Origin of the sequence: Caulobacter segnis (genome assembly GCF_019931575.1) — a bacterium.
Lineage (GTDB): Bacteria > Pseudomonadota > Alphaproteobacteria > Caulobacterales > Caulobacteraceae > Caulobacter > Caulobacter segnis_C.
Genome location: NZ_CP082923.1, coordinates 1,892,969 through 1,913,619, shown reverse-complemented (window position 1 = coordinate 1,913,619; position 20,651 = coordinate 1,892,969). Strand labels below are relative to the sequence as shown.

Annotated in this window: 18 protein-coding genes; 3 read left to right on the top strand and 15 right to left on the bottom strand. The window is 68.9% G+C overall.

Features of this window, described 5'->3' with window-relative positions; translation table 11 throughout:
• Positions 1-5 precede the first annotated feature (5 nt).
• Positions 6-1,460: a serine hydrolase gene (locus K8940_RS08955; RefSeq protein WP_223394817.1), complete on the bottom strand. Its 1,455-nt coding sequence runs from the start codon at positions 1,458-1,460 to the stop codon at positions 6-8.
• A 261-nt stretch (positions 1,461-1,721) separates the two neighbouring features.
• Between K8940_RS08955 and K8940_RS08950 the strand changes: the two genes are divergently transcribed.
• Entirely contained in the window at positions 1,722-3,014 is a 1,293-nt protein-coding gene (locus K8940_RS08950; RefSeq protein ID WP_317847031.1) for a cation:proton antiporter, read from the top strand.
• Here K8940_RS08950 and K8940_RS08945 read toward each other — a convergent pair.
• Entirely contained in the window at positions 3,011-3,640 is a 630-nt protein-coding gene (locus K8940_RS08945; protein ID WP_223394815.1) for a TetR family transcriptional regulator, read from the bottom strand. The two genes, K8940_RS08950 and K8940_RS08945, sit on opposite strands and share 4 nt — an antisense overlap.
• Positions 3,641-3,732: 92 nt before the next feature.
• Between K8940_RS08945 and K8940_RS08940 the strand changes: the two genes are divergently transcribed.
• Positions 3,733-4,395, top strand: a complete 663-nt coding sequence (locus K8940_RS08940; protein ID WP_223394813.1) for an O-methyltransferase — start codon at positions 3,733-3,735, stop codon at positions 4,393-4,395.
• Here K8940_RS08940 and tpiA read toward each other — a convergent pair.
• From tpiA to K8940_RS08875, 13 genes are all read right to left on the bottom strand, one after another.
• Positions 4,392-5,117: a triose-phosphate isomerase gene (tpiA, locus tag K8940_RS08935; protein WP_223394810.1), complete on the bottom strand. Its 726-nt coding sequence runs from the start codon at positions 5,115-5,117 to the stop codon at positions 4,392-4,394. The genes K8940_RS08940 and tpiA overlap by 4 nt on opposite strands.
• 73 nt (positions 5,118-5,190) lie before the next feature.
• Positions 5,191-7,764: a TonB-dependent receptor gene (locus K8940_RS08930; RefSeq protein WP_223394808.1), complete on the bottom strand. Its 2,574-nt coding sequence runs from the start codon at positions 7,762-7,764 to the stop codon at positions 5,191-5,193.
• A 138-nt stretch (positions 7,765-7,902) separates the two neighbouring features.
• Positions 7,903-9,225 carry a sensor histidine kinase gene (locus K8940_RS08925; RefSeq protein ID WP_223395803.1) on the bottom strand — a complete coding sequence of 441 codons (1,323 nt, stop codon included), beginning with the start codon at positions 9,223-9,225 and terminating at the stop codon, positions 7,903-7,905.
• Positions 9,226-9,278: 53 nt separating this feature from the next.
• Positions 9,279-9,944 (bottom strand): response regulator transcription factor, encoded by a 666-nt coding sequence (locus tag K8940_RS08920; protein WP_223394806.1) that lies wholly within the window; start codon positions 9,942-9,944, stop codon positions 9,279-9,281.
• Positions 9,945-10,277: a PepSY domain-containing protein gene (locus tag K8940_RS08915; protein ID WP_223394804.1), complete on the bottom strand. Its 333-nt coding sequence runs from the start codon at positions 10,275-10,277 to the stop codon at positions 9,945-9,947.
• Positions 10,278-10,338: 61 nt separating this feature from the next.
• Entirely contained in the window at positions 10,339-10,560 is a 222-nt protein-coding gene (locus K8940_RS08910) for a hypothetical protein (protein ID WP_223394802.1), read from the bottom strand.
• Positions 10,561-10,646: 86 nt separating this feature from the next.
• Positions 10,647-11,450 (bottom strand): inositol monophosphatase family protein, encoded by an 804-nt coding sequence (locus tag K8940_RS08905; protein WP_223394800.1) that lies wholly within the window; start codon positions 11,448-11,450, stop codon positions 10,647-10,649.
• A gap of 4 nt (positions 11,451-11,454) precedes the next feature.
• Positions 11,455-12,804, bottom strand: a complete 1,350-nt coding sequence (locus K8940_RS08900; RefSeq protein ID WP_223394798.1) for an MFS transporter — start codon at positions 12,802-12,804, stop codon at positions 11,455-11,457.
• 65 nt (positions 12,805-12,869) lie between these two features.
• Complete coding sequence (gene iolB / locus K8940_RS08895; protein WP_223394796.1) at positions 12,870-13,676, bottom strand: 5-deoxy-glucuronate isomerase; 807 nt, start codon at positions 13,674-13,676, stop codon at positions 12,870-12,872.
• A gap of 115 nt (positions 13,677-13,791) precedes the next feature.
• Positions 13,792-14,691, bottom strand: coding sequence for a myo-inosose-2 dehydratase (iolE, locus tag K8940_RS08890; RefSeq protein ID WP_223394794.1), 900 nt, complete (start codon positions 14,689-14,691; stop codon positions 13,792-13,794).
• Positions 14,692-14,697: 6 nt separating this feature from the next.
• Entirely contained in the window at positions 14,698-16,542 is a 1,845-nt protein-coding gene (iolD, locus tag K8940_RS08885) for a 3D-(3,5/4)-trihydroxycyclohexane-1,2-dione acylhydrolase (decyclizing) (protein ID WP_223394792.1), read from the bottom strand.
• Position 16,543: 1 nt separating this feature from the next.
• Positions 16,544-18,475, bottom strand: coding sequence for a bifunctional 5-dehydro-2-deoxygluconokinase/5-dehydro-2-deoxyphosphogluconate aldolase (locus tag K8940_RS08880; protein ID WP_223394790.1), 1,932 nt, complete (start codon positions 18,473-18,475; stop codon positions 16,544-16,546).
• Between the two features lie 127 nt (positions 18,476-18,602).
• A complete protein-coding gene (locus tag K8940_RS08875; protein WP_223394788.1) occupies positions 18,603-19,478 on the bottom strand; it encodes a MurR/RpiR family transcriptional regulator in 876 nt (291 codons plus the stop codon).
• A 172-nt stretch (positions 19,479-19,650) separates the two neighbouring features.
• On the opposite strand from K8940_RS08875, the gene iolG reads away from it, so the two are divergent.
• Complete coding sequence (gene iolG, locus K8940_RS08870) at positions 19,651-20,637, top strand: inositol 2-dehydrogenase (RefSeq protein WP_223394785.1); 987 nt, start codon at positions 19,651-19,653, stop codon at positions 20,635-20,637.
• Positions 20,638-20,651 lie beyond the last annotated feature (14 nt).

Sequence of the window (20,651 nt, the reverse complement as noted above, 5' to 3'; positions counted from 1 at the left end):
CTCGCCTACGGCGCGGCCTTGCGCTTGAACGTCGCGCTGAAGGCGCCCAGGGTCAGCGTGCCATGGTCGGGATCCTCGGGCGAGGCGAAGACGATCCGCAGGTCCTGCGAGGTGATGAAGAACGCCCGGTCCGAGGCCGGGAACAGCGGATCGGTCACGCCTTTCCAGATCTCGGCCACCAGCCGGTCGCCGTCGCGGCGGATGGTGAAGTCGCCCGGTCCGTCCAGCGTGAACACACCCACGTAGCGCGCCTGGTCGGCGATCGGGACCGGCGCCGTCTCGCGCTCGACCGGCTTGTAGTCGGGCCAGCCATAGACGGCGGCCACGGCCCGCACGACCTCCTCGCCCAGCTGGAAGCCCTGGTCGCCGTTGGTCATCACCACGACGCCGTCGCCAGAGCCCAGATAGCCGACCAGGGTGGCCTTGTAGCCGGCGTTGGAGCCATTGTGAGCGAAGTACTTGTCGGCGCTGTCGCCGCCGATCGAGAGGCCCAGGCCGTAGTCGCCCTTGACCGGAGTCAGCATCGTCCGGGTCGTCTCGGGCGACAGCAGGCGCCCTGCCCCGCCCCGGGCGGACTCCCGTAGGTCGACAACGAACCTCGCCAGGTCGCTGGGCGTGGTCCAGAGGCCGGCGGCGGCCATCTCGGGATAGGTATGCGGCCCGCCCGCGATCGGCGCGCCGGCCGCGTCGTGCGGCCAGGCCACGGTCGCCAGGCGCGCGGCGTCCAGCGGCTGGTCTTCGGTGCTGTGGTTCATGCCCAGCGGCGCGAACACCGTCTGGCGCATCAGCACCGGAAACGACAGGCCCGAGACGTCGACCATCAGCTGCTGGGCGATCGAATAGCCGCCGCCGGAATAGCGGTAGGCTTGCCCCACGGGCTGGTCGACGACCACCGGCTTGGAATTGGCCGGCGGCGCGCCCGCCAGCACCTGCGGCAGGGTCGGGACCGGCTCTCCGGCGGCGTAGCCGGCGAAACCGTGAACCGTGGTCCCCGCCGTATGCGACAACAGGGCCCGCAAGGTGACCGGCGTCGTGGCGGTGAACGGACTGGCCGGGATTTTCCAACTTCTCAGGCTGGCGTTGACGTCGGCGTCCAGCGCCAGCTTGCCGTCCTGCACGAGGCGCAGCGCGGCCGCCGCCGCGACCGGCTTGCTGACCGAGCCCGCCTGGAACATCGTCTCGGCGGTGACGGCCGCCCCACCCTGCCGCGTGACGCCGAAGCCCCGCGCCCACTCGACCTTGCCGCCCCTGATCACGGCGATGCTGACGCCCGGCACGCGCAGGGTCTTCATCTCATCGGCCAGGGCGCGGTTCGCCGCCTGCCCCTTGACGACCACCGCCGGCTTCAGACCCGAGGTCACCGCCTGGATCCGCTGTTCGACCTCCGGCGACTCGGCCCGCGCCGAGGTCGAGGCCAGGAGGGCGGCGGTCAGGCACAGGCCGAGCCAGGGGGTGTTCATGTGGCGCAATCCCTTTGTACGCTTGGGATTACCGCGTGCGCCGCACCGCTCGTCAACTTAGAGGTTTGTAACCCGCCAGAATAAGCGTCACCCGGAATGTAGGCACGTAGGCTCGAAAAATTCGTGACAACGTTGTCTCGATTTCGGTTGCCAGCCGATTTTTCGCGCTGTTAGCGTCCGCTCAAGGGATGAAACGCGACCGCCTCAGGCGGCGAGATCACACAAGATCTTACACAGGGGGACGCCGTGACGCCGGCTGAATTGAGCGTAGCCTTTTTCCTGCAGATGTTCGTGATCGTGGCCGCGTGCCGCGCGTCCGGCTGGATCATGAAGCGGTTCTTCGACCAGCCCCAGGTGATCGGCGAGATGATCGCCGGCATCGTCCTGGGTCCGTCGCTGCTGGGCCTGCTGGCGCCCGATATCCAGCACCACATCTTCCCCAAGGAGACCAAGTCGGTTCTGTTCGTCGGCGCCCAGTTGGGCGTGGGCCTCTACATGTTCCTGGTCGGGGTCGGTTTCCGCGCCGACCACTTCAAGGCCAATGCCAAGAGCGCGGTGACCGTGTCGCTGTCGGGCATGGTCGCGCCGTTCCTGGTCGCCATCGCCCTGACGCCCTGGCTGATGAGCCTGAACCTGTTCGGCAAGGGCGTGCAGACCTTCCAGGCCATGCTGTTCATGGGCGCGGCCATCTCGATCACCGCCTTCCCGGTGCTGGCCCGCATCATCCAGGAGCGCGGCCTGACCAGGACGCCGCTGGGCTCGCTGGCCCTGTCGTCGGGCGCGATCGACGACGCCGGCGCCTGGACCGTGCTGGCCATCGTGCTGGCCAGCTTCGGCGGCGGTCCGGTCGTGGCCCTGAAGGCCGTCATCGGCGGCGGCCTGTTCGCCCTGTTCATGCTGACCGTCGGCCCCAAGCTGCTGGCCCCGCTGGGTCGCTGGGCCGAGCGCGAGGGCAAGGTCACCCCGCCCCTGCTGGGCGTCGTCGTCATGCTGTTCATGCTCAGCGCCTGGGCCATGGACGCAGCCGGCCTGCACTCGGTGTTCGGCGGCTTCCTGCTGGGCGCGGCCATGCCCCGAGGCGTCCTGACCCGCGAGCTGAAGAAGTCGCTGGAGCCGCTGACCGTGGCCCTGCTGGTGCCGATGTTCTTCACCTTCTCGGGCCTCAACACCCAGATGAACCTGCTGAACAGCTGGTCGCTGTTCGCCGTCGCCATGGTCATCCTGGCCGGCTCGATCCTGGCCAAGGGCGGGGCCTGCTGGGCCGCCGCGCGGCTCACGGGCCAGGACAACGCCACAGCCATGGGCATCGGCGCCCTGATGAACGCTCGGGGGCTGATGGAGCTGATCATCATCAACATCGGCCTGCAGAAGGGCATCATCGGCCCCGCCCTGTTCTCGATGCTGGTGGTCATGGCGCTGGTCACGACGCTGATGACCTCGCCGCTGTTCGAGCAGGTCTATGGCAGGAAGGCCCGCGCACGCGGCGAGCTGGGCGCCTTGACCGAGGACGACGAGGACGAGGTCGCCCCGGCGCCCGCCCTGGCCCGGAGCTAGCGCTCCAGCGCGGCCAGATAGGCGTCGAACATGTCGGCCATGGCGTCGGCGTAGGCCGCGATCTCGGCCGGCGTCCGGGGCGTTTCCGAGAACGCCTTGCCGACCTGTTTCAAGGTGCTGGTCATCAGGTCGCCGGCGAGGTCGCGGGTCTCCGCCGAGACCTCGGGCATCAGCTCGGTCATGAACACCTGCAGGGTGCGCGTCCCCGACAGCCGCGCCTCCTGGGCCTCGGGCGCATCGCGATAGAGCGGCGCGGCGTCGTCCAGCGCGCCGCGCACCTCGGCCTCCTCGCACTCCGAGCGGATGAAGGCGTGGACCAGGGCGCGCAGGCGCTCCAGCGGCGGCCGGGCCGTATCCTCCAGGATGCCGCGCAGCAGGTCGCTGGTCTGACGCCACTCGTCGCTCTGCAAGCGGAACAGGATGGCGGCCTTGTTCGGAAAGTACTGATAGATCGAGCCGACGCCGACCCCGGCCTTCTCGGCCACGCGCGCGGTCGTGAAGCGCTGGGCGCCCTCCTTGGCCAGAACCTGAACAGCCGCCTCCAGGATGGTCGCCACCAGCTCGGCCGAGCGGGCCTGCTGGGGCTGCTTTCGCGAGGAAATCCGGGGACTTGGACGGTCGGCCATCGGCGGATCCCGCAATGCGAATACCAGAACCTGACGAATTATTCGTATTTTCGAAGGGGCGCAAGGACGCGCCCTTTCAGACCGAAAAGACCATGACCACCCTGACCACCGCCCCGCTCGCGCCCCTGTTGGAGCGCCTGTTCACCGAGGCCGACGAGGCCTCGCCGCGCAACGATCCCGCCTTCTCGGACATGACGACCGAGGAGCATCTGCGGCTGATGCGCAGCAAGACCGAATATGTCGAGTTCTACGGCCGCCTGAAGGACTATCCCCTGGCCGTCTCGCGCGAGACGGGCGCCCTGCTCTACATCCTGGCGCGAAGCATCAAGGCGACGACGATCGTCGAGTTCGGGACCTCGTTCGGCCTCTCGACCCTGCACCTGGCCGCGGCCCTGCGCGACAACGGCGGCGGTCGACTGATCACCACCGAGTTCGAACCGTCCAAGGCCGCGCGCGCCCAGACCAGCTTCGAAGCCGCCGGCGTCGCCGACCTGATCGAGATCCGCCGGGGCGACGCCCTTCAGACCCTGGCCCGGGACCTGCCCGAGAGCATCGACCTCGTGCTGCTGGACGGCGCCAAGGCGCTGTATCCCGAGATCCTGGCCCTGTTGGAAAGCCGCCTGCGGCCCGGCGCGCTGATCGTCGCCGACAACGCCGACTACGCCCCCGACTACATGGGCCGCGTGCGCTCGCCGATGGCCGGCTACCTGTCCGTGCCGTTCGCCGAGGACGTCGAACTGTCGATGAGGCTCTAGCAGCCCCGCAGGATCGCCGCGAACTGGTCGGGGCGCAGCGACGCGCCGCCGATCAACAGGCCGCCCACCTCGGGACAGGCCCGGATCTCGCCGGCGTTGTCGGCGGTGACCGAGCCGCCATAGAGGATCGGCGTCGCGCCGCCAACCACGGCCCGGAGGGCGGCGTGCATCTCGGCGATATCGTCCGCCGTCGCCGCCCGGCCCGAGCCGATCGCCCAGACGGGCTCGTAGGCCAGGACCCAGGGCCGGCCGTTAAGCGCCCCGTCCAGCACCGCCCCTACCTGGCGCGTCACGACCTCGACCGCCCGGCCGGACGCACGATCCTCGGCCGTGTCGCCCACGCAGACGATCGGCGAGAGGCCGGCCTCGACCGCGGCCAGCGTCTTGTCCCGCACCTGTAGATCGGCCTCGCCATAGGCTGCGCGGCGCTCGGAGTGGCCGACGATCACGTGCCGCGCGCCCGTCGCCGCCAGCAGGGCGGCCGAGAGGTCGCCGGTATGGGCGCCGCGCTCGGCGACATGGCAGTCCTGGCCGCCGACCTCTACGCCCAGGGGCGCGAGCCGGCGATGGGCCTCGCCCAGCAGGGTGGCCGGCGGACAGACCACCGCCCGTCCCGTCCAGCCGCCGCCCGCCAGCTCGGCGGCCAGCACGTCCAGCAGGCCGAGGCCGCCGTTCATCTTCCAGTTTCCGACGATCAGGCGCGCCGAAGGGTTCGCAGACATGGCGTCCTTCCGAGCAGCGGACATGAAAAGGCCGGCCGTGGCGTTCGCCAGCGGCCGGCCCGAGGTGAAGAACCTAGTAGCTGTAGGACAGGCCGAAGCGGTACGAACGGCCGTAGCTCTCGCCCTCGCGGAAGCGGTTGCTGGTCCGGAAGTAGTAGTAGTCCGACGCGTCGTTGAGGTTGTTGGCCTCGGCGAAGATCTCGAACTGCTTGGTGACCTTGTAGGCGACCTTGGCGTCCAGGGTGCTGAGCGCCCCGAAATAGCCGTCCGACTTGCCGGTGGCGTCGCTGACGTTCAGGCCGCCGTCGGTGTCCAGATAGGCCGAGTGGTAGGTGTAGGCCACGCGACCCGAGAAGCCATACTTTTCATAATAGACCTGGGCGCTGGCGATCCGGTCGGCCTGGCCGATCAGCGGGGTCTTCACCGTGCGGCCCGGCACCTTCAGCGAACCGTCGGTGAAGGTCATGTTGAAATTGACCCCGAAGCCGTCCAGCGGCGACGGCAGGAAGGTCAGCGGCTTCTGGATGTTGAACTCCAGGCCGGTCACCTTGGCCTTCGTGCCGTTGGCATACGAGTTGACGATCGCGTTGGTCAGCGCGACGCCGCCATAGGTGCCGTTCTGGCCCGTGGACGTCGAGTTGAAGATCGGGTTCTCGATGTCCTTGTGGAACAGGCCGATCGAGATGCCGCCTTCGCTGGGGAAATAGTACTCCAGCGAGAAGTCGAAATTGGTCGCCTTCTGGGCCTTCAGGTTCGGGTTGCCCATCGAGACGGTGTTGCTGGACGTGTCGACGGTGACGGTCGGCGCCAGGTCCACGAAGGGCGGCCGGCCCAAGGCCGTGGTGATCGCGCCGCGCGCCAAGAGGTGCGAGCTGAACTGGTACTTCAGGTTCAGGCTCGGGAAGTAGTTCGTGTAGTTGTATCCGCCGAACGAGTTGTAGCCGCTGGTCAGGGTGGTGGCCGAGGTGAAGGCGATGGCCTTGGTGTCGCCCTCGGTGCGCTCGGCGCGGACGCCTGGGATGATCGTCAGGTCGCCCCTCTGGATGCTGGCCATGACATAGGCGGCGGTCACCGTCTCGACGACCTTGTAGTCCGAGGTCACCGACTGCGAGATCTGGTCGCTGGCGTTGACGGTGAACAGGCTCTGGTTGCCGTCGACATAGTCTCGGGCGGCCTTGAAGTTGATGGTCGGGCCGTAGCTGTACTTGCCGTCCGAGATCACCGGGAAGGTGTCGGCCACGAACGAGGCCAGGGTCTGGGCCGCCGCCGCGCCGGTGGCGGTGAAGGTGCGGCCGGTCTGGTCCTGGAAGCGGTCGCGCTTCAGGTATTTGGCGCCGAACTTCAGGTAGCTGCCCTCGCCCCAGTCGGACATCGGCAGCTTGTAGTCGGCGCGAACCTGGTTCAGTTCCTCGCCGGCCTTGCGCGAGACGCGCTTGTAGTTGTTCAGGCGATAGTTGGCCGGGTTCAACGCCGCGGCGTTGGCCGTGAAGCTGTCGGGCATCTCGTCGCCCAGCTTGAAGTTGGCGCCCAGGCCGGTCGAGGCCGAGGCGCGGAACTCGACCTCGTCGCGGATCGGATCCTTCTTGTTGGACTCCGCGTGAGTGGCCTGGACGGTCAGCGTGCCCGGGCCCCAATAGACGTCGCCGCCGACCGAGAAGGTGGTGGTGTCGGTGGTCTCGCTGCGCTGGCGGAACAGGCGGCGGGCCGTGGTCGAGCCGGCGTTGATGTCGCCGCCGTCGGCCGTCAGGTTGGTGTAGCTGCTGGCCGAACCTGGGAAGAAGAACCGGAAGCGGTTGCGGCTCTCGCTGTCGCCGAACTCCGAATACATGACCCGGGCGTAGAGCTTGACGTTGTCGTTCGGACGCCAGTCGAAGTTGGCCACCGCGCCCTTCCGCGTGCGCCAGGCCGGGTCGTAGATCCGCTGATCCATCTCGGCCGGCAGGTCGACGCCGTTCACGACCTGGCGGCTGGTGGCCAGGATGTCCTCGGAATAGGACGGACGCTTGGAATAGTTCACGGCCAGGACCAGGCCGAACTGGTTCTCCGGACCGAACTTGCCGCCGACCGACAAGTCGCCTTCATTGGCCTTGCGGTCGCTGTTCTCGTAGACGCCGCGCACATAGCGGGCGCTGAGGATGTTCTTCTTCCGGTCGAAGGCCGTCAGGGTGTTGATGTCGACCTGGCCGGCGATGGCGTTGGCGTCGAGGTCGGCGGTCAGCGACTTGACCACCGTCACCGAGCCGATCAGGGCCGAGGGGATGTCGTCCAGCTTGACGTTCCGGGACTCCGGTTCCGGGGCCGAGGCGGTCTGGTTGTTGATCGTGACGTTGGCCAGGTTGGGCTCGATGCCGCGAATGATCAGATAGCGGCCTTCGCCCTTGTCGGTCGCCACCGACACGCCGGTCAGGCGGCGGACGGACTCGGCGACGTTCTGGTCGGGCAGCTTGCCCACGTCGTTGGCCGAGACGACCTCAACGGCGCTGACGGCGTCACGCTTCTTCGCCAGCGAGTCACGGTCCGAGGCGCGCTGGCCCGTGACCACCACCTCTTCGACCGTCGTGACCTGATTTGATTGAGCGGCGGCCGCGCCGGGCGCCACGATGCATGACGTGAGCAGCAACGCGCCCACGAGTCGGGATGCGTTCATCATCCTCCCCTTTCCCTGTTCACGACTCCGCCACGGCGCCATTTGGCGCTCTGGGTCGCTAGGAAGACGATACGAACAAAAATTCTATTTTGCAAATAGAATAGAAAATTTCGTGCAAAGTGTTGCTGGAAAAGGTTTTCAGGACACGGACGATCTCCAGGCGATGGCGGCGCGCAGGCCGCCCAGGTCGGATCGGTCCATCCTCAGCACCGCCCCGAGGATTCGGCCGGAGGATTCGGCCAGGTCGCGGACGATCGCCAGGCCCAGGCCATGACCGGGTCCCGCCTCGTCCAGCCGCGCGCCGCGCGCCAGGGCCGCCTCGGCCCGCCCCTCGTCCATGCCCGGCCCGTCATCCTCGACGAACAGGACCGGTCCATCCGCCGTCTGAACACCCGAGACCCGCACCTGGCGACGGGCGAAGCGGGCGGCGTTCTCGATCAGGGCGCCCAGCATCTCGGTCACGGCGTCCTCGGAAACAGGCGCGCGCAGGTCGGCGGGGATCTCGACGTCGAACATCAGCCGCTCGCCCTCCGCCGTGCGCTCCAGCACCGCCACCAACCGCTCGCCCACGGCCAGGGGTGCGGTCTCGCTGGCGAAGGCGGCCTCGCGGGCGGCGGCGGCGCGGGCGCGGGCCAGCTCGGCCTCCAGGGCGGCGGAGACGGCGGCGATGGCGTCGTCCAGACCGTCGGCGGCCTCGGTCGCCCCGGCCTCGCGGGCCCGGCGGCTCTGGGCCGACAGGGCCGACAGCGGGGTCTTCAGGCTGTGGGCGAGGTCGCCGGCCCGACGGCGGGCTCTGCCCAAGTCCCCTTCCCGCGCCTCGGCCAGGGCGTTGATCGCCTCGGCCAGCGGCGCGATCTCGCGCGGGTGGTCGTCGGACATCCGGGCCGAGGGGCTCTTGCGCAAGCGGGACAGCTCCTGGCGCACGCGGGCCAGGGGCGCCAGGCCCAGGGTCACCTGGACGGCGGCGGCGGCCGACAGCACCACCCACAGGCCGGCCAGGAACAGGGCGAGGTCGCGGCCAAACTCCCGGCGGGCCGCGCGCAGGACCTTCTCGTCGCTGGCCACCTGGATCAGCACGGCGGGGCCGTTGCGGTCGGGGCGCACGGAACGCTCGACCAGCAGGATGCGGTCGCCGAACGGCCCGGCGGCGATGCGCGAGGCCCAGGCGTCGGACGGCGCGCTGGCCGGCGGCTTGAGGACCTGGTCCCACATCGACATCGAATTCTTGAAACCCGCCGGCGTCGAGACCTGCCAGTAGAGGCCGCCCATGGCGTGCAGCAGGCGCGGATCGGTCAGCAGCACGTCGGCGACCGGCGCGCCGTTCGGCTCCAGCCGCACGGCGGCGGCCAGCGCCTGGCCGGTGCGGGTCAGGTCGGCGATCTCGCGGCGCTCGATGTGACGCTCGAACAGCCAGGTCATGGCCAGCCACGACACGGCCAGGGCCGCCAGGATCGCCAGCATGCCGCCGGCGATCAGCCGTCCTCGCAGCGAATGGCCTCTCGGCGAGCGCCCCTTCACGCGGCCAGCCCCGCGAGCAGGTAACCGAAGCCCCGCCGGGTCTCGATGACGTCGGCCCCGACCTTGCGGCGCAGGCGGGTGATCAGGGCCTCGATGGCGTTGGCGTCGGCCGTGTCGGCGACGCCATAGAGCTGCTCGGCCAGCTCGCCGGCCGAGACGGCGCGGCCGGGATTGTGCGCCAAGCAGTCCAGCAGGCGAAACTCCAGCGGCGACAGCTTGACCGGCGCACCGTCCAGGGTCGCCGACATCCGGCGGGTGTCCAGCGACAGGCGGCCGGCCTCGATCACCGGCGAGACGCGGCCCGCGGCGCGGCGCACCAGGCCCCGGGCGCGGGCCAGCAGCTCACCCATCTCGAACGGCTTGGCCAAGTAGTCGTCAGCGCCGGCCTCGATGCCCTCGACCTTCTCGGTCCAGTCACCCCGCGCCGACAGGATCAGCACCGGAAACGCCCGGCCATCCTTGCGCCAGCGGCGCAGCACCGACAGGCCATCCAGGCGCGGCAGGCCCAGATCCAGGATCACGACGGCGTAGTCCTCGACCTCGCCCTTGAACGAGGCGTCCTCGCCGTCGCGGGCCAGGTCCACGACGAAGCCCGAGGCGGCCAGCGCCTTGGCCAGGTCCGGACCGACGACGGGGTCGTCCTCGACGACCAGGGCCCGCACTCAGTCGTCCTCGAGCTTCAGGGTCGCGCCGGTCTTGGCGTCGAGCTCCAGTTCACGGACGCGGCCGTTCTTGGCCAGGATCTTCAGGTCGTATTTCAGCCGGCCATGGTCGCCCTGCTCCAGCTCGACCTCGATCACCTCGCCGGGCGCGCGCTGGGCGGCGATGGCCAGGATGCGGGTCAGCGGCAGGACCTCCTTGCGCAGCAGCGCCTGGCGCGCGGCCTCGTGGTTCTGCTTCTTGTGGTCGTCGGCGCGCGCGCCGACGGCGGCCAGCGTCGAGATGGCGGCCGCGGCGATCAGGAGGGTGCGGAAAGGGTGTCGGGACAGGATCATGGACGGGACGATTCCACACCCATCCTGACACGCCCCTGACGGATGACCTAGGCGGGGCGACCTAGGCGGCGAAGCGCCCGCCGCCGCCCGTGGCGCGCCAGCGCTCGCGCTTGGCCAGGGCGCGCTCCAGGGTCACCCGCTTGATGGGCAAGCCCTTGCGCAACTTGACCCAGGTGGTCTCGCTGATGCCGAACACGTCGAACAGATAGCGGTCGGTGATGGCCGGCAGGCTCATGCGCAGGTCGGCGAACTCCTCGGGCGTCACGGTGACGAGATCGAGCATGAAAACGGCGTCCCTCGGCGCGCGCAGGATCAACGGCGCGCCTTCGAGGACGCACCATCATTGAATTTTATAGCGAAATTACGGCGCTAGATTACGTCGGCCGGACGCAGTTCGTATAGCAAGGTGTCAAGAAGTTGCGGTGTCGTCGCCAGCACGGTGCCGTTCTGGACGTCGAGGTCGCGTCCCAGGGTGTCGGTGACCAACCCGCCGGCCTCGCGCACGATCACCGCGCCGGCCGCCATGTCCCAGGCGCTGACCGACTGCTCCCAATAGGCGTCGAAGCGGCCGCAGGCGACATAGGCCATGTCCACGGCTCCCGCCCCCAGGCGGCGCACGCCGCCGACCTTGGGCGTCAGGCGCTGCATCTCGGCGTGGAACTGCTCCTGGCGCGGCTTGCCCATGAACGGGATGCCGACGGCCAGCACGGCCTGCTCCAGGCCCACGCGCTTGGAAACCTTGATCGGCGCGTCGTTGAGATAGGCGCCGCCGCCCTTCTCGGCGCGGAACAGCTCGTCCAGCATCGGCACGTAGGTGACGCCGGCCACGATCTCGCCGTCGCGCTGCAGGGCCACGTTCACCGCCCAGATCGGCAGGCCGATCAGGAAGTTGGCCGTGCCGTCCAGCGGGTCGCAGATCCAGGTGTTGGAGGGGTCCGCGCCCTGGACCAGCCCCCCCTCCTCGCCGAGGAAGCCGTAGTCGGGATGGGCCTCCGACAGGATCGACTTCACGGTCTGTTCGGCGCGCACGTCGGCGATGGTGAAGGGATCGGCCGGACCGTTCTTGTGCTGGATCTCCAGGGTGGCGATCTCGGCGAAGTCCTGCCTGAGGCGGTCGCCGGCGGCGCGGGCCGCGCGGATCATCGTCCGCAGCAGGGGGGAAGGTTCGGTCACGGCTCTAGTCTCTCAGCTTGGTGCGCCACAGGCAGGTGGCGAGGGTCAGGGAGGCGACGGACGCGCCCATCCAGAAGACGATGGCCGGCGCGAAGTCGTAGTGTCGCACGCCATCGATGACACGCAGTCCCTTGTCGATCAGGGCGCCGCTGACTTGCTCCTGGATGGCCGCGCCCAGATAGCTGAACACGCCGATCAGGCCCATGGCCGCCCCGGCCACGCGCTTGGGGCAGATGTCGGTGGCGAACAGGCCGCCCAGCGAGGTGACCAGAGCCGTCATGCCCAGGCCGAACAGGATCATGCCGGTGATCAGCACCGGACCGGTGTTGGGCCCGTAAAAGATCAGCCACAGGCCGGCCAGCTCCAGCAGGCCGAACAGCAGATTGGCGGGCGGGCGGCGGGCGTTGAACAGCTTGTCGGAGATGAAGCCGTACGAGACGGCGCCGACGATGCCAGCCAGGGTCGAGATCATCAGCAGCGAGCCGGCCGCCCCCAGGCTGTAGCCCCGCGCCTCCTGCAGATAGAGCACGCCCCAGCTGTTGATAGCGTAGCGGGTCACGTAGATCAGGGCCGACGACAGGGCCAGGGCCCAGACGGCGGGGATCTTCAGGATCTGCAGCTGGGTCTTGAAGACGCTGGCCGCTTCCTGTTTGGGCCCGGACTGGGGTTTGTCGCCCTGCCAGTGGTCGTTGCGCCAGTCGGCCACGGGCGGCAGACCCAGGGTCTGGGGACGGTCCTGGATCAGCAGGTAGCCGCCGATCGCCACTAGGATCCCGATCGCCGCCGGCCCCCAGAAGCCGTAGCGCCAGCCCAGCGCCCCGACGATCCCGCCGACCGCCACGAAGGTCAGGCCCTCGCCGATCGAGTGGGCGGTGCTCCAGATCCCGTAGTAGCGACCGCGCTCGCGGTTGCTGAACCACTGGCTCATCGACACGACGCCGGCCGGGGCGCCGAAGCTCTGGAACCAGCCGTTGATCCCCCACAGCACCGCCGACAGGGCGACGGTGGTCGAAAAGCCCATGCCGATGTTGGCGATGGCCGAGATCAGCACGCTGAAGGCGAAGAACCGCTTCATGTTGGCGTGGTCGGCCAGGAAGCCGTTGGTCAGCTTGCCGAAGGCGTAGGTGTAGAACAGCGCCGAACCGATCAGACCCAGCTCGGTGGGTGTGAACACCCCCGCGTCGATCAGCGGCTTCTTCACCATCCCCAGCGCCAGACGGCAAGTGTAGGACAGGCCATAGCCCAGGGTGATGGCCAGCATGATCCGGAAGCGATGACGCTTGTACAGCGTGTCGATCGTCGCCGGATCGCCCAGCGGCGGCGCGTCTAGCCCCGGCGCGAAGAACTTCAGCATCTTCGTCTCCCCCTGCCCTCCCGCCGCTACGTGGCGACGGGATGGGCTGTTGCGGACCGAGCCCTTCAGGCCTGCCGCATGATCCAGTCGTGAGCCGGGTCGTTGCGGAAGATCCACTTCCGGTGCGGTCCTGCCATGACGTTGAGGTAGTAGAGGTCGTAGCCGTGTGGCGCCCCGACGGGGTGGTAGCCGCGGGGCACCATGACCACGTCGCCGTCCTGCACGCAGACCGTCTCGTCCAGGCTGCGGTCGTCGGTGTAGACGCGCTGGAAGGCGAAGCCCTGCGGCGGGTTCAGACGGTGGTAGTAGGTCTCCTCCAGCGCCGTCTCCTCGCCCTCCGTCGCCGTGTCGTGCTTGTGCGGCGGATAGCTGGACCAGTGACCGCCCGGGGTGATCACCTCGACCACCAGCAGGCCGTCGGCCGGCGCCGTCTCGGGCAGGATGTTGCGGACGTGGCGGACGTTGGTCCCCTTGCCGCGAACCTCGCGCGGCATGTCGCCCTCGGCGATCAGCCGGGCGCTCCCGCCCGGCTTGCCCGGAGCGGTGCAGAGCGCCAGCTCGACGTCGGTGACGGCGGACACGGCGTAGGGCGCGGCGGCCGGGACATAGACCGCGCCGGGCGCCCTGTCCTCGAACACGCTGGCGCGACCGCCGATCCTGCCGAACGAGACGCCCTCGGCCGAGACCTCGGCGGTCCCGCTCATCACCACGACGCAGGTCTCGCGCGTCGGCTCGGCGCCGTCGAAGGTCTCGCCGGCCGCCAGCTTGACGACCTGGAAGCCGACATGGGTCCAGCCGGCTGATTGAGGGGTCACTTTTAGAACGGTGCCCGACGGATCGGGCTGGTGCGGGCGAACCAAAAGGTTTGGCATCTTTATTCTCCGCTCATCCCCGCGAAAGCGGGGACCCAAGCTGAGGTCAGGACATCCTCAAGGCCGCATGGATCCCCGCTTTCGCGGGGATGAGCGATTGAGGGGCAATCGATCATCACGCGGCCTTCAAGCCCGCGGCGGCGGCTTCCTTCTTCAGGGTCGCCAGGCCGATCTCGCCGTACTGGCGGGGATTGGCGATGGCCGGATCCTGCTCGGCCTCGACGATGATCCAGCCGGAATAGCCGATCTCGGCCAGGGCCTGCATGACGGCGGCGTAGTCCAGATAGCCGTCGCCGGGCACAGTGAACATGCCGGCCAGCACCCCATCCAGGAAGCTGCCGCCGCCACGCGAAACCACCTTGTGGAAGACCTCGCTGCGGATGTCCTTGCAGTGCACGTGGGCGACGCGGTGCGGATAGTCGCGGATCACCTGGACCGGATCCAGGCCGCCCAGGGCCGCGTGGCCGGTGTCGACGGTCAGGCCGACCGAGGGACCGGTATTGGCCAGGAAGGCCTCCAGATCCTCGGGCCGCTCGACGACGGTGCCCAGGTGGTGGTGATAGGCGAACTTCAGGCCCTGGCTGGCGATGTAGTCGGCCACCTTGGTCAGGCGCGCCCCGAATTCCTTCCAGCCCTCGGCGTCCAGGCGCGGGGTGGCCGACAGGGTCTTGGAGCGGTCGCCATGAATGGCGTTGCTGGTCTCGGCGTGGATGAACACCGAGCAGCCCATGGCCTTAAGCAAGTTGAGGTGCTTCTGAAGCGCCGCGATCTCGTCGTCGGCCGACTGCACCAGGAGATTGCCGCTGTACCAGCCGCCCACCAGCGAGAGGCCGTAGCGGTCCAGCAGCGGCTTCAGCACCGCCGGGTCGCGCGGGAAGACGCCGCCCAGCTCGACGCCGGTGAAGCCGATCGCCTGGCAGTCGGCCAGCACGCTCTCCAGCGGGGTGTCGCCGCCCAGCTCGGGCATGTCGTCGTTGATCCAGGCGATGGGGCTCACGCCGAAACGGATGGTCATGGGCGTCTAGTCTCCCGTACGCTGTTGCTTGATCTTGTTTTCGTAGTCGGCGCGGGCCGCGTTGACGGTCGGGCGCACCGAGACCTCCGGCACGGCCACGTCCCACCAGGCGCCGCCTTCGGTGGTCGGCATCGGGTCGGTGTCGATGACCACGACGTAGCTGCGGTCGCTGACCTTGGCGCGTTGCAGCGCCGCCTCCAGGTCGGCGAGGCTGGCGACCTTCTCCGACCGCGCGCCCAGGCTGGCGGCATGGGCGGCGAAGTCGATGTCCGGCAGGGTCTCGTGGCGCGCGTCGGCCAGCAGGTTGTTGAACGCCGCCCCGCCCGTCGCCGCCTGCAGCCGGTTGATGCAGCCATAGCCCCGGTTGTCGAGGACGGTGACGATCAGCTTGGTCCCCAGCATCACCGAGGTGGCGAGCTCGGAGTTCATCATCAGATAGCTGCCGTCGCCGACCATCACATGGACCTCGCGATCCGGCGCGGCCATCTTCACGCCGACGGCGCCGGCGATCTCGTAGCCCATGCACGAGAAGCCGTACTCGACGTGGTAGCCGCCGGGTCGGCGCGTGCGCCACAGCTTGTGCAGCTCGCCCGGCAGGCCGCCGGCGGCGCAGACCACCACGCTGTCATCGGACGAGGCCCGCCACACCGCGCCCAGCACCTGGGCGTCGGTCGGCAGCTCGCGATTGTCGGGCTTGGTCGCCGCGTCGAAGATGGCGTTCCAGCCGGCCACGCCGCCCGTGGCCTGCTCGGTCCAGGCGGCCGGCGCGCGCCAGCCGTCCAGAGCTTCGGCGAGCGCTTCGACCACCGCCAAGGCGTCGCCGACCACGGCCGAGGCGCCGTGCTTGTGGGCGTCGTGCGGGGCGACATTGATCTGGACCAGCTTGCGGCCCTGCGCGCCGAACAGGGCGCGCGAACCGGTGGTGAAGTCCTGCAGGCGGGTGCCGACGCCGATGATCAGGTCGGCGTCTTCCGACGCGGCCACCGAAGCCGTCGTGCCGGTGACGCCGACCGCGCCCAGGTTCAGCGGGTGATCCCAGGCCAGGCTCCCCTTGCCGCCTTGCGTCTCGGCGACCGGCAGGCCGGCGCTGGAGGCCAGGTCGGCCAGGGCCGCCTCGGCGCGGGCGTAGAGCACCCCGCCCCCGGCCACGACCAGCGGCCGCTTGGCCGCCTTGATCAGCGAGACCAGATCGGCCAGCTCGCGCGGATCGGGACGCGGCGCGCGGATGCGCCAGACGCGCTTGGCGAAGAAGGCTTGCGGATAGTCGAAGGCCTCGGCCTGGACGTCCTGGCAGAAGGCCAAGGTCGCGGGGCCGCAGGTCGCGGGATCCAGCATTGTCGCCAGCGCTCTTGGTAGAGCGTCCAGGATCTGTTCGGGCCGGACGATGCGGTCGAAATAGCGCGACACCGGCTTGAAGGCGTCGTTGGCGCTGATCGTGCCGTCGCCGAAGTCCTCGATCTGCTGCAGAACGGGATCGGGCCGGCGGCTGGCATAGACATCGCCGGGCAGGAAAAGCACCGGCAGTCGATTGACGTGCGCCAGGGCGGCGGCGGTGACCATGTTGGTCGCGCCGGGGCCGATCGAGGTGGTGCAGACCATGGCCCGCTCACGCCGCGACTGCTTGGCGAAGGCGATGGCCGCGTGGGCCATGCCTTGCTCGTTGTGGGCGCGCCAGGTCGGCAGCACGTCGCGGACGCCGTGCAGGGCCTCGCCCAGGCCGGCGACATTGCCGTGGCCGAAGATGGCCCAGACCCCGGCGAAGTATGGAACCTCGCCCTCCCCGGTCTCGACATACTGGGCCGACAGCCAGCGGACGGTCGCCTGGGCGGCGGTGAGACGGACAGTCGCCATGTTACGCGGCCTTCTCCGCGGCGCGGCGCAGACGCTTCCAGGCGTCGACCAGCACCTTGAACTTGGCGACGAGCGCGGCGACGGCCGCCTCGTCGTCGATGCGATTGGCCAGCCACTCGCGGGCCACATCGTAGAAGATGGTCCGGCCGACGGCGAAGCCCTTCACGATCGGGAACGGCGCGACGACCTCGAACGAGGCCAGCAGCTCGGCCTCCGGCGCCGACAGGCCCAGCAGCACCACGCCCCGGCACAGCGGATCGTTCTCGTTGATGGCGATCTCGGTCTCGCGCCACGCGACCGCGTCCTGCAGGGGCTCCAGCTTCCACCAGTCGGGGCGGATGCCTAGGGAATAGAGACGGCGGATGGCGCGGGCCACCGTGTGGCTGTCGCTCTCCATGCCGGCTGGCAGGATCAGCTCCAGCAGCAGTTCATGGCGGGTCTTCCGGCAGGCGTCGAACAGGCGCAGCAGCTGGCGCTCCTGGCGCTCGCGCAGCTCGACCTCGTCGTCGGGGTGATAGAAGCACAGGCACTTGACCACCTGCCCCGCCGGCCACTCGGTCAGCTCGGTGGCGACATCGGCCGAGCTCTCGAACTCCAGCGGCCGCGACTTGGGCAGTTCGATCGGGCGCGCGATCCAGTAGTCGTGGTCGGCGGCCTGGGCCAGGGCGTCGAAGCCGAAGCGACCGTCCAGCAGCATGCCGAAGCGGGCTTCGTCGCGGCCGGCCACCTGTTGCACGGCGCGCAGGGCCAGGGTCTTGAAGTGCGGAATCCGCTCGGGGTCGCCGCCGGTCTCGGCGATCAGGTCCAGGAACTGGCTGCGGTGATCGACGGCCAGGACGGTCAGCTCGTCATAGACGCGCTCGCGGGTCGAGGCCCAGTGGATGTGCTCCAGTTCGACGTCCTCGCGCAGGCGGAACGGCCGCTCCCGCTCGGACAGGAAGGCCTCCAGCTCGACCCAGGTCGGCATGGCCGGCGTGCAGCCGTGACGCGACACGACGATGGCCCCGCAGGCGTTACCCCACTCGCAGCAGGTCTCGACGGGCTCGCCCCGCAGCCAGCCGCGCAGGAAGCCGGCCATGAAGGCGTCGCCCGCGCCCAACACGTTGAACACCTCGACCTTGAAGCCTCGGGCGCTGACGCCCTCGTCCAGGCTGTCGGGAACCGCGCCCGGAAAGGCCACGCAGCCGTCCGGGCCGCGCTTGCAGACCAGCAGCGCGGTCGGCGCGCCCTTCCGGATCGCGCGCAGGGCCGCGATGGTGTCGGTGGTCCCGCCCAGGATGTGGATCTCTTCCTCGGTCCCGACGATCAGGTCGCAGAGGGCCACGACCTCCTGCAGCTTGGCCGTGACCTGCTGGTTCTCGACGAAACGGTTCTCGCCGGCGTCCTTGCCGGTCAGGCCCCACAGAACCGGGCGGTAGTCGATGTCGAAGGCGACGCGGCCGCCGGCCGCCTTGACCGCGCGAGCGGCCTTCAGGCTGGCGTCGTAGACATTCGGCTGCGACAGGTGCGTGCCGTTGATCAGCACCGCCCCGGTCTTGGCGAACCAGGCCTCGTCGACGTCCGACGGCTGCAGCGCCATGTCGGCGCAGTTCTCGCGATAGAAGATCAGCGGGAAGTTCACCCGGTCGCGGATGCCCAGGATCACCAGGGCCGTCAGGCGGTCGGGATCGGACAGCACGCCGGCGACGTCGACGCCCTCGCGTTGCAACTGCTCACGGATGAAGCGGCCCATGTGATCGGCGCCGACGCGGGTCAGCAGGCCCGTCTTCAGGCCAAGGCGCGCACCGCCGGCGGCGGTGTTGGTCGGGCTGCCGCCCAGGTACTTGGCGAAGGAGGACATGTCCTCCAGCCGCCCGCCCACCTGTTGTCCGTAGAGGTCGACGGAGGACCGGCCGATGGCGATCAGATCAAGGGTCTTTGCGTCCTGCGCCATGCCGGTTCCACGTCACTCCAAGCCGACCTCCCCGTCGGCGATATGTAACGCATATTCCAAAGCTAGAACGCTTGCAACATCCATTTCATTTTAGATCTGGAATGGAACGGACGGTTCAGCAGGCAGCCTAGCCGCCCTTCTTGAGCTTCTTCTTTTCCTTGCTGGACTCGAAGGCGAAGCCGATCACCAGGGCTTGGGCCAGGCAGATCGAGGCGGCCAGCGAGCGGAAGGTCCGCACCTCCGATTCACGCACGTGCAGCACCAGTTCGGCGGGCTTGGCGATCGGGCTGACGAGGCTGTCGCTGATCGACAGGATGCGGGCGCCGCGTTGGGTGGCCATGTCGACGGCCTGCACCGTCTCCTCGGCATAGGGGTGGTAGCTGACGGCGATCAGCAGGTCGCGCGGGCCGATGGTCTGGACCTGCTGCTTGGTCAGGCCCGCCACGCCGTCGATGAACAGGGTGCGCTTGTTCACCTGCTGCAGCGAATAGGCCAGGTACGAGGCCACCGGGAACGAGCGGCGGAAACCCACGACATAGACCGTCTCGGCCCGGTCGATCAGAGCCACGGCGTCCTTCATGTCCGCCTCGCTGACCGTCTGGGTCAGGTTCTGCAGGGCCAGGGTGTTGCCCTCGACGAATTCGCTGAGGACGTCCGCCCCGCCGTCGGACTTGCGCGCCACCGCCTCGTTGAAGTGGCGCACGCGCTCGCCGTAACCCAGGCCCGCGTGACCCGACAGCAGGCCGTCGCGGAACAGCCGCTGCATCTGGCTGGCGCCGGGATAGCCGAACGTCTTGGCGAACCGGACGATGGCCGAGGGCTGCACGCCGCACCGCTCGGAAATCACCGCCAGGGTCTCCAGCGCCATCTCGTTGGGCTCGTCCAGCACGTAGCGGGCGATCTGCTGCAGCCGCTTGCTGAGCGAATCGTAGCGCTCGAGGATCGCCGCCCTCAGCTCCTCGGCCGTGGCTGGCGCCGTCGTCGCCGTGGTCTCTTCGGTCATTTCCGCCCCGATATGATCGCTTCAGAAATAGAATATCCGTTCCGCAGCCGAACACAAACACGGCTGAAATCGCGCTTCGTTCCACTTTCCATCTGGAAGGAATTTTTGTTCCATATTACACGAGGGTGGAACGCGGCCGTCGCAAGAGCCGCCGACATCGGGGAAGCGGAACATGATCAAGGTCGCCCAGCTGGGCGCGGGACGGATGGGGGCGGTCCACGCCCGCAACGCCGCCGCCAATCAAAGACTGGACCTCGTCGCGTTGGTCGATCCTCGCCCCGACGTCGCCGGCCCGCTGGCCGCCGAACTGGGCGCCGCGCTCCGCGGCTTCGACGAGGTCCTGGCCGATCCCGAGATCCGGGGGATCATCGTCGCCAGCTCGACCGACGCGCATCTCGACAACACGCTGTCGGCCCTCAGGGCCGGCAAGGCCGTGTTCTGCGAGAAGCCGCTGGACCTGCGCCTGGCCACGCTGCTGGCCGCCAAGGGCGAGCTGGAGGCCGCCGAGGACCGCCTGTTCGTGGCCTTCAACCGCCGCTTCGACCCGCACTACCGCGCCCTGAAGGCCCGCATCGACGGCGGCGACATCGGCGCGCTGGAAAGCCTGCACATCGTCAATCACGACCCGGCCACCCCGCCCCCGGCCTTCATTCCGACCAGCGGCGGCCTGTTCAAGGACTTCACCATCCACGACTTCGACCTGGCGCCTTGGCTCATGGGCGAAGCGCCGGTCGAGGTGTTCGCCTGGGCGTCGTGCCTGATCGATCCGCAGATCGGCGCCCTGGGCGACGTCGACACCGCCAAGGTGCTGCTGACCACCGCCACGGGACGCCTGTGCATGATCAGCAACAGCCGTCGCACCGGCTATGGCTACGACCAGCGCATCGAGGCCTTCGGGTCCAACGGCGCGGCGCGGGTCGACAATGTCACCAACACCGCCGTTTCGGTGTGGGGCGAGAGCGGCGCCAAGGCCGACAGGTTCCCCTACGCCTTCATCGATCGTTACGCCGGGGCCTACGCCGCCGAGATGGACCATTTCGCGGACGTGCTGGACGGCAAGGCCAGCCCCGAAGCGGGCCTCCTGGCCAGCATCGCCTCGCTCGAACTCGCCGAAGCCGCCGCCCGCTCGGTGGCGACCGGCGCGCCTGTCAGACTCTAGAGTATAAGGTTTCC